Origin of the sequence: Parasphingorhabdus cellanae, from assembly GCF_017498565.1 — a bacterium.
Lineage (GTDB): Bacteria > Pseudomonadota > Alphaproteobacteria > Sphingomonadales > Sphingomonadaceae > Parasphingorhabdus > Parasphingorhabdus cellanae.
On the sequence record NZ_CP071794.1, the window covers coordinates 3,512,350 to 3,526,295 of the forward strand.

Here is a 13,946-nt window from a genome sequence, read left to right on the forward strand (position 1 = left end):
CTATTCTGGTCGCTTAGTTGGTAGCAGCGACTGTTTATCTACAGTTTCAATAGCGGATCTTGATACTTCTGAAATAGCTGCTCTCTCATCTGCAATATACTTGATGATACGTAGCTTCATGCGCGGATCCCAATATCTTAGGATATGATCTGCTGTTGCGGCGGCGGCATCTGTGTCTTGCATGTGACCATAGTTACGCGCAATCTGTTCGGCCATACGTACAAGATGTTTGAGACTGTTCATGTAGAGGCATCTATCCGGCGTGATTGGTCTGATAGCTCTTCATAGGCTTCTTGCCATTCCGTCGGGCCGTTAGAGGCCGAGACTTGAACGGCCGTCACTTTATATTCCGGACAATTGGTGGCCCAATCACTATGCTCGGTTGTAACCACGTTGGCCTGGGTCGCAGGATGATGAAAAGTGGTATATACTACGCCCGGTGCGACCCGGTCAGTAATCTGAATCTTTAATGTCGTTTCACCGGACCGGCTGGACAACTTTGTCCAGTCACCATCGTGCAGACCCCTATTTTCAGCATCAGACGGATGCATCTCCAAGACGTCCTCTTTATGCCAAACAGTATTTTTTGTTCGTCGGGTTTGCGCGCCCACGTTATAATGGGACAATATACGCCCTGTAGTCAGTAACAACGGAAAACGCGGGCCGGTTTTTTCATCTGTCGGCACATAATCTGCCACGACGAACCGGCCTTTGCCACGCACAAAGCTATCTACATGCATCACAGGCGATCCGTCTGGCGCGCCATCATTTACCGGCCATTGCAGCGACCCTTCTTCACGTAGCTTATCAAAGTTAACACCGGCAAATGTTGGGGTTAGGCGGGCAATCTCGTCCATGATTTCAGATGGGTGACGGTAATCCCATTCTAATCCCATGGCATTGGCCAAGGCTTGGGTAACCTCCCAATCTTCCATACCACTAATCGGCGTCATAACTTTGTTAACGAGTTGGATCCGCCGTTCTGCGTTCGTAAATGTGCCGTCTTTTTCTAAAAAGGTAGACCCAGGTAGAAAGACATGAGCGTAATTGGCCGTTTCATTGAGAAACAGATCATGCACTATTACACATTCCATTGCTGCAAGGCCTGCAGAGACATGTTTCGTATTCGGATCTGACTGCAAAATATCCTCACCCTGTACGTAGAGCGCCTTAAACTCTCCATCGACAGCGGCGTCGAGCATATTAGGGATGCGTAGGCCGGGTTCTGGGTCTATTGCCACGCCCCAATCAGCTTCAAACAACGCGCGGGCGCTTGCATCTGAAACATGCCGATAACCGGATAGCTCATGCGGAAAACTTCCCATATCGCAGGCGCCTTGGACATTATTCTGCCCGCGCAAGGGATTTACGCCGACGCCCTCTCGGCCAATATTTCCCGTAGCCATGGCCAGATTGGCAATTGCCATGACGGTAGAGCTCCCCTGGCTATGCTCTGTGACCCCAAGACCATAGTAAATTGCGCTGTTGTTGCCGGTAGCGAATAATCGTGCGGCTTCACGCAAATCTTTGGCAATCACCTTGGTAACCGGTTCGAGATTTTCGGGCGCGTGGCGGTCGTCCGATACGAATGCCGCCCACTCCATATATTCATCCCAGTCACAACGTTCGCGAATAAATTCTTCGTCCGCCAACCCTTCGGTTACAATGACATGTGCCATGGCGGTGAGTACTGCGACATTTGTACCGGGCTGCAAAGGCAGATGATATTCTGCTTCGATATGCGGGCTTTTCACAAGATCAATACGGCGCGGATCAATGACAATCAGCTTGGCAGGCGGCCTGTTATCGATACCGCGTAATCGCCTTTTCATACGTGATGCAAAAACCGGATGCCCATCTGTAGGATTTGCGCCGATGACCATGATGACATCGCTCTGTTCAACGCTGTCAAAATCCTGCGTGCCAGCACTGGTACCAAAGGTCTTTGCTAGCCCATAGCCCGTCGGAGAATGGCATACGCGCGCGCAGGTATCGACGTTATTGTTACCAAAGCCGGCTCGGATGAGTTTTTGGATGAGAAATGTCTCTTCATTGGTGCAACGCGACGATGTAATGCCCCCAACACTGTTACGTCCATATTCACTCTGTATGCGTTTGATCTCATTCGCCGCATAGCTGAGCGCCTCATCCCAGCTTACTTCCTTCCACGGTTCGTCGATATTACGCCGGATCATCGGCTGGGTAATCCTGTCTTTATGATTGGCGTAACCCCATGCAAATCGGCCTTTGACGCAGCTATGGCCTCGATTTGCTTTGCCGTCTTTCCACGGAACCATTCTGACCAATTGTTCGCCGCGCATTTCCGCGCGAAACGTGCAGCCGACGCCGCAATAGGCGCAGGTGGTTATCTCGGTCCGGTCGGGCAAACCGATTTCGGCTACTGATTTCTCCTGAAGTGTTGCAGTTGGACACGCATCAACGCATGCCCCGCATGAAACGCATTCGGATGAAAGGAAATTATCGTCTGGAAGTCCGGCTGATATCTTTGAAGCAAAACCGCGGCCATCCATTGTCAGAGCAAAAGTACCTTGAACCTCGTCACAAGCGCGGACGCAACGTGAACAAGCTATGCATTTTGAAGGATCAAAATCGAAATAGGGGTTGGAACTATCCTTGCTCTCCCCGAGATGATTTGCTCCTTCATAGCCGTAGCGCACATCGCGTAAGCCGACATTTGCTGCCTGATCCTGAAGTTCGCAATCATTATTCGCGCTGCATGTTAGGCAATCCAACGGGTGATCAGAGATATAAAGTTCCATTATACCTTTGCGAAGCTTCTGTAGTTTGGGCGTCTGCGTTTTTACAACCATGCCCTCTTCAACTGGAGTTGTGCAGCTGGCCGGTGTGCCTTTACGACCCTCAATCTCGACTAGGCACAGGCGGCAAGATCCGAAGCTCTCAAGATTATCGGTTGCACATAATTTGGGAATATTCGTGTTAGTTTCGGCAGCTGCGCGCATCACGCTGGTCCCCGCCGGAACAGCTATTAAGCGGCCATCGATGGATAAAGAGACGGTGTCCTGTGCTATGCTCTTAGGTGTGCCGAGATCCTTCTGTGCTTGATAAGTCATGATGCTTGTTCTTCCTCTGCACTAAAAACTGGCAATATTTTATATCTCCTGCGGGGTCTCGCTATTGTACCAGAAATTTTCATCCGCCAAAATCTTCCGGCCAGTTTTTGATCGCGCTCATCACGGGATAGGGGGTGAATCCGCCCAGTGCGCATAAAGAGCCATATTCCATAGTATCGCATAAATCTCTGATCAGCTGTAAATCGGATGAAATAGTTCGGGCACGATCTTTCGGCGCGTTATGCATTTGCGGTAATGCGGCAACTGGGTCTGTCCTGTGTTTAGCTTTAAGATCTGCGTCTTTGGCCATCCGGTCGAATATCTCCAGCCCGCGTATCGAACCAAGACGGCAGGGCGTACATTTACCGCAGCTTTCCGCAGCGCAAAATTCCATCGCAAAGCGTGCTTGTGCCATCATATCTGCACTATCATCAAACACGACAATGCCGCCGTGCCCGATTAAGCCTCCAGCCTTAGTAAAACTTTCGTAGTCAAACGGGAGATCGAATTGTGCAGGCGGATGATACGCCCCTAGAGGGCCGCCAGCTTGAACGGCTTTTATCGGCTTTCCGCTCGCCGTACCGCCACCAATATCATTTACAAGCTCCCCTAGAGAAATTCCGAAAGCTGTTTCAAACAGCCCGCCATGTTTGATGTTTCCTGCAAGCTGTATTGGCATTGTGCCGCGAGAGCGACCCATGCCATAATCAGCATAGGCTCTTGCACCATGTGCTAATATATATGGAACGGCTGCTAAAGTCAGAACATTGTTCACGACAGTTGGCCGACCAAATAGGCCTTTTATCGCCGGAAGCGGCGGTTTGGCCCGTACCTCTCCGCGTTTTCCTTCCAGACTTTCCAGTAGGGACGTTTCTTCACCACAAACATACACTCCAGCGCCTACCCGAACCTCTATGTCAAAAGGTGCTACAATGTTGGCGCAGTGCGCGATGGCGGTGCGTAATTTCGCAATAGCGTGCGGATACTCACTGCGCACATATATAAATCCCTTGTCTGCACCGACTGCAAGGCCCGCAATGGCCATTCCTTCGATCAAACAATACGGATCGCCCTCCATTAGCATCCGGTCGGCAAAAGTGCCGCTATCGCCTTCATCGGCGTTACAAACGATGTATTTTTGCGCTCCTGGCGTATCAGCCACGGTTCGCCATTTAATACCAGCGGGAAAGCCTGCTCCGCCGCGGCCACGAAGACCGGATTCCAATATCATCTCTATAATGATGTCTGAGCCAAGTTTGCGCGCTGCTCTATAGCCCATCCAGCCGTCCATCGCTTCATAGTCATCCAGACTTAATGGCTGCGTCTTACCGGCACGAGCGAAGGTTAGTCGGTTTTGTTTGGTCAGGAAGGGATGTTCTTCGATATGTCCGATGGACAAGTCAGAAGTGCCGGAGATGACGGCCTCTACATCGCGTATTGATACAGGACCAAAGCCCTGACCATCAATCTCTACCAATGGCTCCAACCAGTGCATGCCCCAGCTTGAAGTGCGAATAATTTCAGCATCGGGAACCAATTTTCTAAAAGCCTCCGCAACCTTATTTGCGCCACATGCAATGGCCAACGCATCATCGGAAATAGAAATTTTTCTGGTCATAAGGCTTCGATTAGGTGGCGAAGTTTCTCGGTATTCAGCTGAGCATGGACATCACTACCAATCATTGCACTTGGCCCTGCGCTGCATAAACCCAAACAATATACGGTTTCGATTTGACATCTTCCGTTGGCAACCACGCCGATTTCGTCTCGTAACTTTCTATACCCGCGTGCCTGACAAGCTTCTGCTCCGCAAAGTTTGATTATAGGTAGAGGCGAAGGGGCATTTGCAAAATCATGGTAGAAACTGACGATACCTTGAATTTCGGCCCGGGTAAGGTTTAGCACATTGGCAAGATAGCGTTTGGTTTCATCTTCGACGCAGCCGAATTCAAACTGGATATCATGAAGGATGGGAAGCAAAGAGCCTTCCATATTTTTATGTTTAGACACTATGTCGTCGATCAAGAGGTATTTTGCAGGATTTTTCAGAACAAGTTCCTTAATCCACGCTTCCTGAACTACTGTTTTGGATTCTTTTTTCCCTTTCATGCCTGCGCCTCCCAGGGCGCATCTCTTTGCCGTTCCGGCATTGCATCCTGAAATACCGAAATTTGAGAACACTGATCATCTAAATATTGCAATTGTTTATAAGGAGATAAATCGACTTTGAAGCGGCGCGCGCTGTACATATGAGGAATAAGGTAGCACTCTGCCAAGCCTGGCGTATCACTTAGAAAAAAACGGTGTGCGGATTTTTGTGCGATGGATTCTAGTACGGTCAGGCTTCTTGACATCCAATGGTGTATCCAATTCTCGATATTGCGTTCTTTTGCGCCAAATTCAGATCTGATGAAATTGATCACACGAGGGTTTTGAAAAGGATGAATTTCGGTTGCGATAATTTCTGCAAAGCTATGACATAACGCCCTTCTTTTAGGGTCGGCGGGTAGCAAGCTAACTGCAGGATACTCGGTTTCAAGATAATTCAATATTGCTCCAGACTGAGTAAGTCGATTGCCATTATTGAGCTCAAGCACGGGTACTGATTGCTGTACGTTAATCTCTGAATATTCATCGCTCAACTGCTCTCCCGATTTAAGATTTACGGGAATATATTCAACGTCCACAGATTTAAGTTTCAGTGCTATGCGGACCCTGTAGCTGGTCGAAGAACGCCAATAGCCGTATAATTTCATCGGTGAGCCTCAAGGTTTAAAACTTCAATTGATCGATTGCACCACGCATCAAATTTGACAGCCCGGTCTACAAGCGACAATGCCGATATTATTCGACTGAACAAATTACCTTGTCTATAGATATACATACGTAACTATGTGGGGTTTTGTCTTGAATCAAATTTTTGAACCGCTCGATGCAGAAAAGGGGGCCTTGCTTATTGAAGCAGTCGGTAGCGAAAATTTTGGCCCGATGCTCTTGGAAATCGCAAGCTCAATTAGTAATGTTGACGAGTTATTCGGCTACCTGGTCAAGAACGACGGTCCTCCTGAGCCTATCGTGTCTACAAGTTTTTTAGGTGGTGCAGAAAAGCGTGTTGAAAGCTATTTAAGCCGCCATTATCGGCACGACTATGCACTGCACGAGTTGAGTAAAATTGGTGTGGGTCAAAGCTTTGCGAAGCAGATAGGGTTGGCAAACGTAATTCCTTACGATTATCGAAAGAAGTGTTTCGACCAACCAGGCTTTACCGAAAAACTGAGTTTCGGATGGCGTGGGAAAGCGTATATGCTCGTGCTGAGCTTTTATCGCAAAGATAATAGCGATCAGGCAGCGCTAACCAAATTGGCAAGCCTTGCAAATCTCACTCTTGCTACGATGGTCCGTTTCCATGTTCCAGCTAGGCAAGATGATATCGTTGCCACAATTGAAAGGCGGATGTTGCGCAGTTTTCCTGAATTGACAACAAGGGAAAGGCAAGTCTGCGCGCGCACGCTAGCTGGCGAAACTGCCAGCTCTATCGCTGCAGAGCTTGGAATTGGAAGCGGAACGGTGCTTACCTACCGTCAAAGGGCCTACCAGCGATTTGCTTTCAAATCATGCAATGATTTTTTGCCTTTGCTGATCAGCTGAAGTCCCCACATCAAAAAAATCTAATATTTTCAATATGTTCCAGGTTGATCGTGCTGTCCGATAGCCAATTGATATCAAGTACGCCAGCGCATAATCATAGCTTTGTATATACCTTTATAGACAACAAGCATTTCTTGTTCGGCGATAAGTATATGAATTCAGTTTGCGTGTGACTTTGCTGTCTGAACTTTTTTGACCCTAGTAGGAGATATTTTATGGCGAAGCCTTTTGCATCATCGGCGGACATGGAAGAGAAAACCGAAACATTGGAGGTTTTAGCTGACGGTGTTTACGCCCTGACCGCAGAAGGCGATCCCAATGTGGGTGCAATCGAAGGTGAAGATTTTTTGGTCTGCATAGAAGCGCGCGCAACCCCTGCGGCAGCGAGGGACTGGCTGACAAAACTGCGCGAGCATACAGACAAGCCGGTCAAATATTTAGTACTCACCCACTACCATGCCGTACGGGTATTGGGAGCCAGTGCCTTTGATGCGGAGACAATCATAACATCTGACACGACGCTGAAGCTAATCAACGAACGCGGTATGCAGGATTGGGATAGTGAATTTGGCCGTATGCCGCGTCTGTTCAAAGAGCCGGAAGAAATTCCCGGACTGACCAAACCAAACCTGACCTTCAACGATCATATGACCATAGAGCTGGGCGGCGACCGCGGGCATCTCGACCTGCAATTCTGCGGGCGGGGCCATACGGCCGGCGACATAGCAGTATGGCATGACAAGTCCAAAACGTTGTTCGCTGGTGATCTGGTGGAGGCCCAGGCAGCGCTTTACACAGGCGATGCATTCCATATGGACTGGGCCAGTGGTACGTTAGATGCGGTAAAAGCATTCCGTGCTGAAAAGTTGGTCGGCGGCAGAGGCGCAGTCGCTCGTGGCAATGACGCCTGCGATGCTGCAGTCGAACAGACACGGGAATTTCTCCAAGGCATGATCGACAATGTCGGTGCGGCGCACAAGGCGGGCGGCACATTGAAGGATGCATTCGAAGCAACGCACAAGGCGCTGGGTCCTAAATTTGGGCATTGGCCGATCTTCGAACATTGCCTGCCATTCAACGTCCAACGTCTTTGGGATGAATTGGATGGTATTGACTGGCCACGCATCTGGACGATGGAACGTGATCGCGAAGTCTGGGATCAGCTGCAAGGATAAGCGCGATGGCGAATATTCCTGATATACCGGTCTGGCGGGAGGTCGGTACAACACCTGTTGACCGGAGCAAATTCGATAATCAGAGCACCGAGCATAGCGAAGTTATGATCGTCGGTGGTGGCCCAGTTGGACTAACGCTTGCGCTGGACCTCGGCCTGAAAGGCCGCAAGGTGATTATACTCAATCGTCTCAATTTCGTGGCGGCTGGTTCGAAGGCTATTTGTTTTGCCAAGCGGACTCTTGATATCTGGGATCGACTTGGCGTTGCCGAGAAAATGATTGAAAAGGGCGTGATCTGGAATGTCGGCAAAGTGTTCTGCGGCGATGATGCTGAGCCGCTTTATCAGTTCGATATGCTTCCGGTTAAAGGTCAGAAAAATCCTGGTTTTATCAACTTGCAGCAATATCATGCAGAAGAAATATTGATCGAGGCGGTCAATAAGCTCGACAATGTCGATCTGCGGTGGGGACATGAAGCGGTGGGCTTGAATGCGCGGGATGATGGAGCGGAAATCTCAGTGCGTTCAGGTAATGAAAGCTATGCTATAGATGCGCAATGGGTGGTCGCTTGCGATGGCAGCCGGTCGCCCATACGGGAAATGTTAGGACTTGATTTCGAAGGTCGGGTTTTTGAAGATAATTTCCTAATTGCCGATGTGAAATTCAAACAGCAACGACCAAGTGAGCGTTGGTTCTGGTTTGATCCGCCGTTCAATCGCGGCCAATCTGCGTTATTACATAAACAGCCCGACGATGTGTGGCGACTAGACTTTCAACTAGGCTGGGATATTGACCGGGACGCTTGCACAAAGCCAGAAAATGTAGAGCCTTTGGTTCGCGGGATGCTGGGTGACGGCGTCGAATTTAGCGAAGAATGGTATAGTGTTTATACATTCCAATGTCGCCGGATGAAGGATTTTGTCCACGGCCGGGTCATATTTGCTGGCGATAGCGCGCATCTAGTATCTCCTTTCGGTGCGCGCGGGTGCAATGGGGGGGTGGCAGACGCCGACAATTTAGCTTGGAAGCTGGATGCTGTATTGGACGACCCAACCCGAAAATCGCTGATCGCAAGCTATAATTATGAGGCCGTGGTTACGGCTGATGAGAATATCCTCAATTCCACCCGTTCGACAGATTTTATGACGCCGAAAAGCGCCCTAAGCACAGCATTTCGCGATGCTGTTTTGGAATTGGCCAAATATAATGAATTTGCCCGGCCATTTGTTAACAGCGGGCGATTGTCCACTGCGGTCGCTTATCCGGAAACCGTGTTGAACACACCTAACACCGACGTTTGGACCAGCGGGATTGCGCCGGGCCATCCAGCGCTGGACGCTCCACTTTCCGATGGCTGGTTGTTTGACCATTTTGATGGCCATTTTGTCCTGTTAACCGCAGGGGATACGATTGATATTGAAGGACTGAAAACAATTGATTTGGACAGTTTGTCGTCCGTTGATGGCCTAGCGGAACAGCGTTACGATTTGGAAAAAGGCGGAGCTTATCTCATTCGGCCAGACCAGTATGTTGCCGCCCGCTGGCAAAACCCGTCCGCTGCTCAAGTCGTGAAGGCTCTCAATAAAGCGAAAGGAGGCTGTCGATGAGCAACCTCAAGACAAAGCCAAATCTCGGTGATCCAGATGGCATTTATCAGATGCTGATTGATCTGCATGCCGGACGTGATGAGCACGATAGTATGAAGGTGAATGCCAAGCTGATCTTGGCGCTCGCCAATCATATTGGAGATCAACAAGTAATCGCCGAAGCCATCGCGATCGCCGGAGCGGGAGCTCAAGAATGACCGAAAATTATTTGTCTGGTTTTGGCAACGAATTTGCCAGTGAGGCGGTGACGGGCGCTCTTCCCAAAGGTAGAAACAGCCCCCAAAGACCAGCTTACGGCCTTTATGCAGAGCAGTTCTCCGGTACGGCATTTACAGCTCCGCGCGATCAAAATCGGCGCAGCTGGTTTTACAGGATGCGGCCTTCCGCGCAGCACGGAATTTTCAAACCCTTTGGTCATGATAAAGTGACGTCAGGATTTCAATCCGACGTAACTTTCCCACCCAATCGATTGCGCTGGAACGCTCTCCCGTTTCCAAAAACGCCAATCGATTGGGTGGATGGTTTACGAACGATCGCAGGGAATGGCAGCGTTAACGGACTAAGCGGTTTTGCTATCCATCTTTATGCAGCCAATATATCGATGAAAGATCGCATATTCTTTTGTGCCGATGGCGAGCTTCTCTTCGTGCCGCAGGCAGGTACTATCACCTTGGTCACCGAAATGGGACGGCTGGAGGTTCCGCCCAATCATATCGCGGTTGTGCCGCGCGGATTGAAATTTCGTGTAGAACTGAAAGAAGATCAAGCACGCGGCTATATCTGCGAGAACTATGGTGCGCCTTTCGCACTTCCTGATCTTGGGCCGATTGGATCCAATGGTCTGGCAAATGCCAGAGACTTTGAAACCCCCATTGCGGCGTTTGAGGACGTTGAGCGTCCCACCGAACTGATCCAAAAATTTAGCGGCAAGCTCTGGAGTACTCAACTCGACCATAGCCCACTCGATGCAATAGCTTGGCACGGCAACAATGCACCCTACCGCTATGACCTGAACCGGTTTAATACGATTGGTACGATCAGTTATGATCATCCGGATCCTAGCATTTTCACGGTACTGACTTCGCAAACGACAGCGCCGGGAACCGCCAATTGCGACTTTGTCATCTTCCCTCCACGTTGGCTGGTCGGTGAAGATACGTTCCGTCCACCCTGGTTCCACCGAAATGTGATGAGCGAATATATGGGACTTATCCATGGTGCTTATGACGCAAAAGCAGGCGGATTTGAACCAGGTGGATCCAGTTTGCACAATTGCATGAACGCGCACGGCCCTGATCTGGAGTCGACAAATAAGGCTATGGCTGCAGAGCTAGCACCCCAAAAAATTGATGGCACTATGGCATTCATGTTTGAAAGCTGCTTTCCGATACAGCCGACCGAATGGGCGCTGGACACCCCGTTGTTACAAAATGATTATGATGATTGCTGGAAGAACTTCCCGAAAGCTGAACTCCCATGAAACTTGCGACGCTTAAAAACAACACCCGCGACGGCCAATTGGTTGTCGTGTCTAAAGATTTGACCCGCTATTGCAGTGCGGACAATATCGCGCCGACGTTGCAAGCTGCGCTGGATGACTGGGCGCAGTGCGCCCCAAAACTCGCAGCGCTATATCGGGATGTTGAGCATCAGGTAGTCCCCTGTGAGCGCTTTCACGAGCATGATGCTCATTCCCCTTTGCCACGCGCTTATCAATGGGCCGATGGCAGTGCCTATATTAATCACGTAGAATTAGTTCGCAAAGCACGCGGGGCCGAGGTGCCGGAGAGCTTTTACAACGATCCTTTAATGTATCAAGGAGGCAGTGATGCTTTCCTTGCGCCGCGGGATCCGATCCCGCTGGGAGACCCGAAATGGGGCTGTGATATGGAAGGCGAGGTTGCTGTTATTACCGACGATGTGCCAGCGGGTATTAGCGAAAGAGACGCTGCCAAACACATCAAGTTGGTTATGCTAGTGAATGACGTATCTCTGCGCGGTTTGATCCCTGGTGAACTGGCCAAAGGCTTCGGGTTTTTCCAATCGAAACCGCCGAGCGCCTTTTCACCGGTCTGTGTTACACCGGATGAACTCGGCGACGCATGGAAAGATAATCTCATCCACTTGCCGCTCATTGTCGATTATAATGGAGAAGCTTTCGGCCGTGCCAACGCAGGTGCGGACGCAACATTCTCGCTGGCGAAATTGGTATCCCACGCTGCAAAAACAAGGCCCCTTTGTGCGGGATCGATCATTGGATCTGGCACTGTATCCAATCAGGATGAAAATGGAGGAGCTGGCAAGCCAGTCAATGAAGGTGGCCTTGGATATTCATGTATTGCAGAAATTCGGATGATTGAAACGATCCGTGACGGCGAAGCGAAAACACCATTTATGGTGGCTGGCGATACGGTTAAAGTGGAGATGCTAGATAGAGAGGGGCAGTCGATTTTCGGAGCAATTGATCAGACTGTTGAGGGGGTTTGATGAAGAAGATTTATTCTGACGCGGCAACCGCTTTGGACGGGTTGTTATTTGATGGCATGCATTTATGCGTCGGTGGTTTTGGATTATGCGGGATACCGGAGCGGCTGATTGATGCGATTCAGGCAGACGGGGTGAAGGATCTCACCATTGCCTCCAACAATGCCGGGATTGATAATGAAGGCTTGGGCAAATTGCTGCGGTCCAAGCAAGTTAAAAAGATGATCTCATCCTATGTCGGCGAGAATAAGGAGTTTGAAAGACAATATTTGTCCGGAGAGCTGGAAGTGGAATTCTGCCCGCAAGGAACCTTGGCCGAGCGCTGCCGCGCTGGCGGCGCCGGGATACCCGGCTTCTATACCAAGACGGGTGTCGGCACGCAGGTGGCAGACGGCAAGGAAGTCAAAAGCTTCGACGGCGAAGATTATATTCTTGAACGCGGGATTTTTGCCGACCTTTGCCTGATAAAAGGCTGGAAGGCAGACAAGGCGGGCAATTTGATTTTCCGCAAAACCGCCCGCAATTTCAATGCACCAATGGCAACAGCAGGGAAGATATGCGTCGCAGAAGTCGAGGAAATTGTCGAAGTTGGCGAGCTGGACCCCGATGCGATCCACTTACCAAGCATCTATGTCAAACGCCTGATTGACGGCTCACCCTATGACAAGAAGATAGAATTTCGCATGACCCGCGAACGGGAGACCGCATCATGAGCTGGGACCGCAATCAAATGGCCGCGCGTGCGGCGCAAGAACTGCAAGACGGCTATTATGTCAATCTTGGCATTGGCATCCCTACCCTGGTGGCCAATCACATACCCGGTGGTGTCGAAGTGACGTTGCAAAGCGAGAATGGCATGTTGGGCATTGGTCCGTTTCCTTATGAAGACGAGATTGATGCCGATCTGATCAACGCGGGCAAACAAACGATCAGCGCATTACCCTCGTCCAGCTACTTTGGCAGCGCCGATAGTTTTGCGATGATCCGCGGCGGGCATATTGACCTGACCGTATTGGGCGCCATGGAAGTGGCCCAAAATGGCGATATCGCCAACTGGATGATTCCCGGGAAAATGATCAAGGGCATGGGCGGTGCCATGGATCTGGTTGCAGGCGTCAAGAAAATCATCGTGGTCATGGACCACTGCGCGAAAGACGGCAGCCCCAAGTTCATTCCGCAATGCACATTACCATTAACCGGCACCAACGTCGTGGATATGATTATCACCGACCTCGCCGTTTTTCACCGTCCCGACCATGACAGCCCGTTCAAACTGATCGAATTAGCGCCTGACGTGACCGCAGATGAAGTCTCGGCAAAAACCACTGCATCCTATGAAATAGAATTGTGATGCTATCCTTTTGATCGGGGAACACATTGCCATTAAATTTAGATATTCGATCAGGTGCAATAACTTTTCTATTTTGCAACATAGTTGCAATGTAGCCGCTAACCGCGCCTGCTCATGGAGAAGATGAAGCACTATCTAGCTTCCGTTTGCAAACCTTTGCTTATTCGCTTGGTATTGATGATTCACCCATCTGGTAACGAGCAAACCTTGAGCTGATAAATATATTGAAGCTACTAGGATTTAGAATTGAGGCGGCGTAAGGTAACGGTTTTCTTTGCCTCTTTAGCCACAACTATGTCGAGCGCAACATCTAAGATCATGTCTTCCTGACCGCCGACTATTCCACGTTTTCTCACTTCAATTAAAATTGGTCGTGTGTCTATGCCGTGATCAAAAGCCCGTTAGATCAATAATTCTTTTTCCAGCACCTGCCATAAGTTTGTGATGCTTCCGAGGTGCGCCAGCGGAAGTAGTATCAAATACTACCACGAGAGCCAAAAAGTCACTCCGGCGAGTGCTTACTTTGGTAAAGTAAAATCATCATCAAAAAGAGAGAGAAAAAAAGGGGCAGGTCATTTGCGTCTATTGA

13 protein-coding genes and 1 pseudogene are annotated in these 13,946 nt (G+C 49.8%); 8 read left to right on the plus strand and 6 right to left on the minus strand.

The genetic code is table 11. The features are described 5' to 3' along the window. From J4G78_RS16895 to maiA, 5 genes are all read right to left on the minus strand, one after another. Nucleotides 1-243, minus strand: a complete 243-nt coding sequence (locus tag J4G78_RS16895) for a formate dehydrogenase subunit delta (protein WP_207987666.1) — start codon at nucleotides 241-243, stop codon at nucleotides 1-3. Continuing rightward, a complete protein-coding gene (fdhF, locus tag J4G78_RS16900; RefSeq protein ID WP_207987667.1) occupies nucleotides 240-3,092 on the minus strand; it encodes a formate dehydrogenase subunit alpha in 2,853 nt (950 codons plus the stop codon). The genes J4G78_RS16895 and fdhF overlap by 4 nt, the downstream gene beginning before the upstream one ends. Before the next feature lie 79 nt (nucleotides 3,093-3,171). Next, entirely contained in the window at nucleotides 3,172-4,710 is a 1,539-nt protein-coding gene (locus J4G78_RS16905) for an NADH-ubiquinone oxidoreductase-F iron-sulfur binding region domain-containing protein (RefSeq protein WP_207987668.1), read from the minus strand. Next, the gene (locus J4G78_RS16910) at nucleotides 4,707-5,201 is read right to left on the minus strand and encodes an NAD(P)H-dependent oxidoreductase subunit E (RefSeq protein ID WP_207987669.1); all 495 of its coding nucleotides are present in this window, start codon (nucleotides 5,199-5,201) and stop codon (nucleotides 4,707-4,709) included. The genes J4G78_RS16905 and J4G78_RS16910 overlap by 4 nt, the downstream gene beginning before the upstream one ends. Then, nucleotides 5,198-5,848, minus strand: a complete 651-nt coding sequence (maiA, locus tag J4G78_RS16915; RefSeq protein ID WP_207987670.1) for a maleylacetoacetate isomerase — start codon at nucleotides 5,846-5,848, stop codon at nucleotides 5,198-5,200. The genes J4G78_RS16910 and maiA overlap by 4 nt, the downstream gene beginning before the upstream one ends. Nucleotides 5,849-5,999: 151 nt before the next feature. Between maiA and J4G78_RS16920 the strand changes: the two genes are divergently transcribed. From J4G78_RS16920 to J4G78_RS16955, 8 genes are all read left to right on the plus strand, one after another. Beyond that, nucleotides 6,000-6,740, plus strand: coding sequence for a helix-turn-helix transcriptional regulator (locus J4G78_RS16920; protein ID WP_207987671.1), 741 nt, complete (start codon nucleotides 6,000-6,002; stop codon nucleotides 6,738-6,740). Nucleotides 6,741-6,955: 215 nt separating this feature from the next. Then, entirely contained in the window at nucleotides 6,956-7,915 is a 960-nt protein-coding gene (locus tag J4G78_RS16925; RefSeq protein WP_207987672.1) for an MBL fold metallo-hydrolase, read from the plus strand. 5 nt (nucleotides 7,916-7,920) lie between these two features. After that, a complete protein-coding gene (locus J4G78_RS16930) occupies nucleotides 7,921-9,522 on the plus strand; it encodes an FAD-dependent oxidoreductase (protein WP_207987673.1) in 1,602 nt (533 codons plus the stop codon). Beyond that, nucleotides 9,519-9,719: a DUF2783 domain-containing protein gene (locus J4G78_RS16935; RefSeq protein ID WP_207987674.1), complete on the plus strand. Its 201-nt coding sequence runs from the start codon at nucleotides 9,519-9,521 to the stop codon at nucleotides 9,717-9,719. Before J4G78_RS16930 ends, J4G78_RS16935 begins: the two co-directional genes overlap by 4 nt. After that, nucleotides 9,716-11,002, plus strand: a complete 1,287-nt coding sequence (hmgA, locus tag J4G78_RS16940; RefSeq protein WP_207987675.1) for a homogentisate 1,2-dioxygenase — start codon at nucleotides 9,716-9,718, stop codon at nucleotides 11,000-11,002. Before J4G78_RS16935 ends, hmgA begins: the two co-directional genes overlap by 4 nt. Then, a complete protein-coding gene (locus tag J4G78_RS16945) occupies nucleotides 10,999-12,009 on the plus strand; it encodes a fumarylacetoacetate hydrolase family protein (RefSeq protein WP_207987676.1) in 1,011 nt (336 codons plus the stop codon). Before hmgA ends, J4G78_RS16945 begins: the two co-directional genes overlap by 4 nt. Further along, complete coding sequence (locus J4G78_RS16950; RefSeq protein ID WP_207986759.1) at nucleotides 12,009-12,719, plus strand: CoA transferase subunit A; 711 nt, start codon at nucleotides 12,009-12,011, stop codon at nucleotides 12,717-12,719. The genes J4G78_RS16945 and J4G78_RS16950 overlap by 1 nt, the downstream gene beginning before the upstream one ends. Continuing rightward, entirely contained in the window at nucleotides 12,716-13,357 is a 642-nt protein-coding gene (locus tag J4G78_RS16955; protein ID WP_207987678.1) for a CoA transferase subunit B, read from the plus strand. Before J4G78_RS16950 ends, J4G78_RS16955 begins: the two co-directional genes overlap by 4 nt. 233 nt (nucleotides 13,358-13,590) lie before the next feature. On the opposite strand, the pseudogene J4G78_RS18305 reads toward J4G78_RS16955, so the two are convergent. Then, nucleotides 13,591-13,755, minus strand: a pseudogene (locus J4G78_RS18305) (4-hydroxy-2-oxovalerate aldolase family protein); the annotation flags it as partial. Between the last annotated feature and the right edge of the window lie 191 nt (nucleotides 13,756-13,946).

What these genes read in the sequence shown, in the direction of transcription:
- fdhF (WP_207987667.1), bottom strand. Translation starts at nt 3,092, where the DNA reads ATGACTTATCAAGCACAGAAGGATCTCGGCACACCTAAGAGCATAGCA.
- J4G78_RS16955 (WP_207987678.1), top strand. Translation starts at nt 12,716, where the DNA reads ATGAGCTGGGACCGCAATCAAATGGCCGCGCGTGCGGCGCAAGAACTG.
- J4G78_RS16905 (WP_207987668.1), bottom strand. Translation starts at nt 4,710, where the DNA reads ATGACCAGAAAAATTTCTATTTCCGATGATGCGTTGGCCATTGCATGT.
- J4G78_RS16935 (WP_207987674.1), top strand. Translation starts at nt 9,519, where the DNA reads ATGAGCAACCTCAAGACAAAGCCAAATCTCGGTGATCCAGATGGCATT.
- J4G78_RS16925 (WP_207987672.1), top strand. Translation starts at nt 6,956, where the DNA reads ATGGCGAAGCCTTTTGCATCATCGGCGGACATGGAAGAGAAAACCGAA.
- J4G78_RS16950 (WP_207986759.1), top strand. Translation starts at nt 12,009, where the DNA reads ATGAAGAAGATTTATTCTGACGCGGCAACCGCTTTGGACGGGTTGTTA.
- J4G78_RS16895 (WP_207987666.1), bottom strand. Translation starts at nt 243, where the DNA reads ATGAACAGTCTCAAACATCTTGTACGTATGGCCGAACAGATTGCGCGT.
- J4G78_RS16930 (WP_207987673.1), top strand. Translation starts at nt 7,921, where the DNA reads ATGGCGAATATTCCTGATATACCGGTCTGGCGGGAGGTCGGTACAACA.
- J4G78_RS16910 (WP_207987669.1), bottom strand. Translation starts at nt 5,201, where the DNA reads ATGAAAGGGAAAAAAGAATCCAAAACAGTAGTTCAGGAAGCGTGGATT.
- J4G78_RS16945 (WP_207987676.1), top strand. Translation starts at nt 10,999, where the DNA reads ATGAAACTTGCGACGCTTAAAAACAACACCCGCGACGGCCAATTGGTT.
- maiA (WP_207987670.1), bottom strand. Translation starts at nt 5,848, where the DNA reads ATGAAATTATACGGCTATTGGCGTTCTTCGACCAGCTACAGGGTCCGC.
- hmgA (WP_207987675.1), top strand. Translation starts at nt 9,716, where the DNA reads ATGACCGAAAATTATTTGTCTGGTTTTGGCAACGAATTTGCCAGTGAG.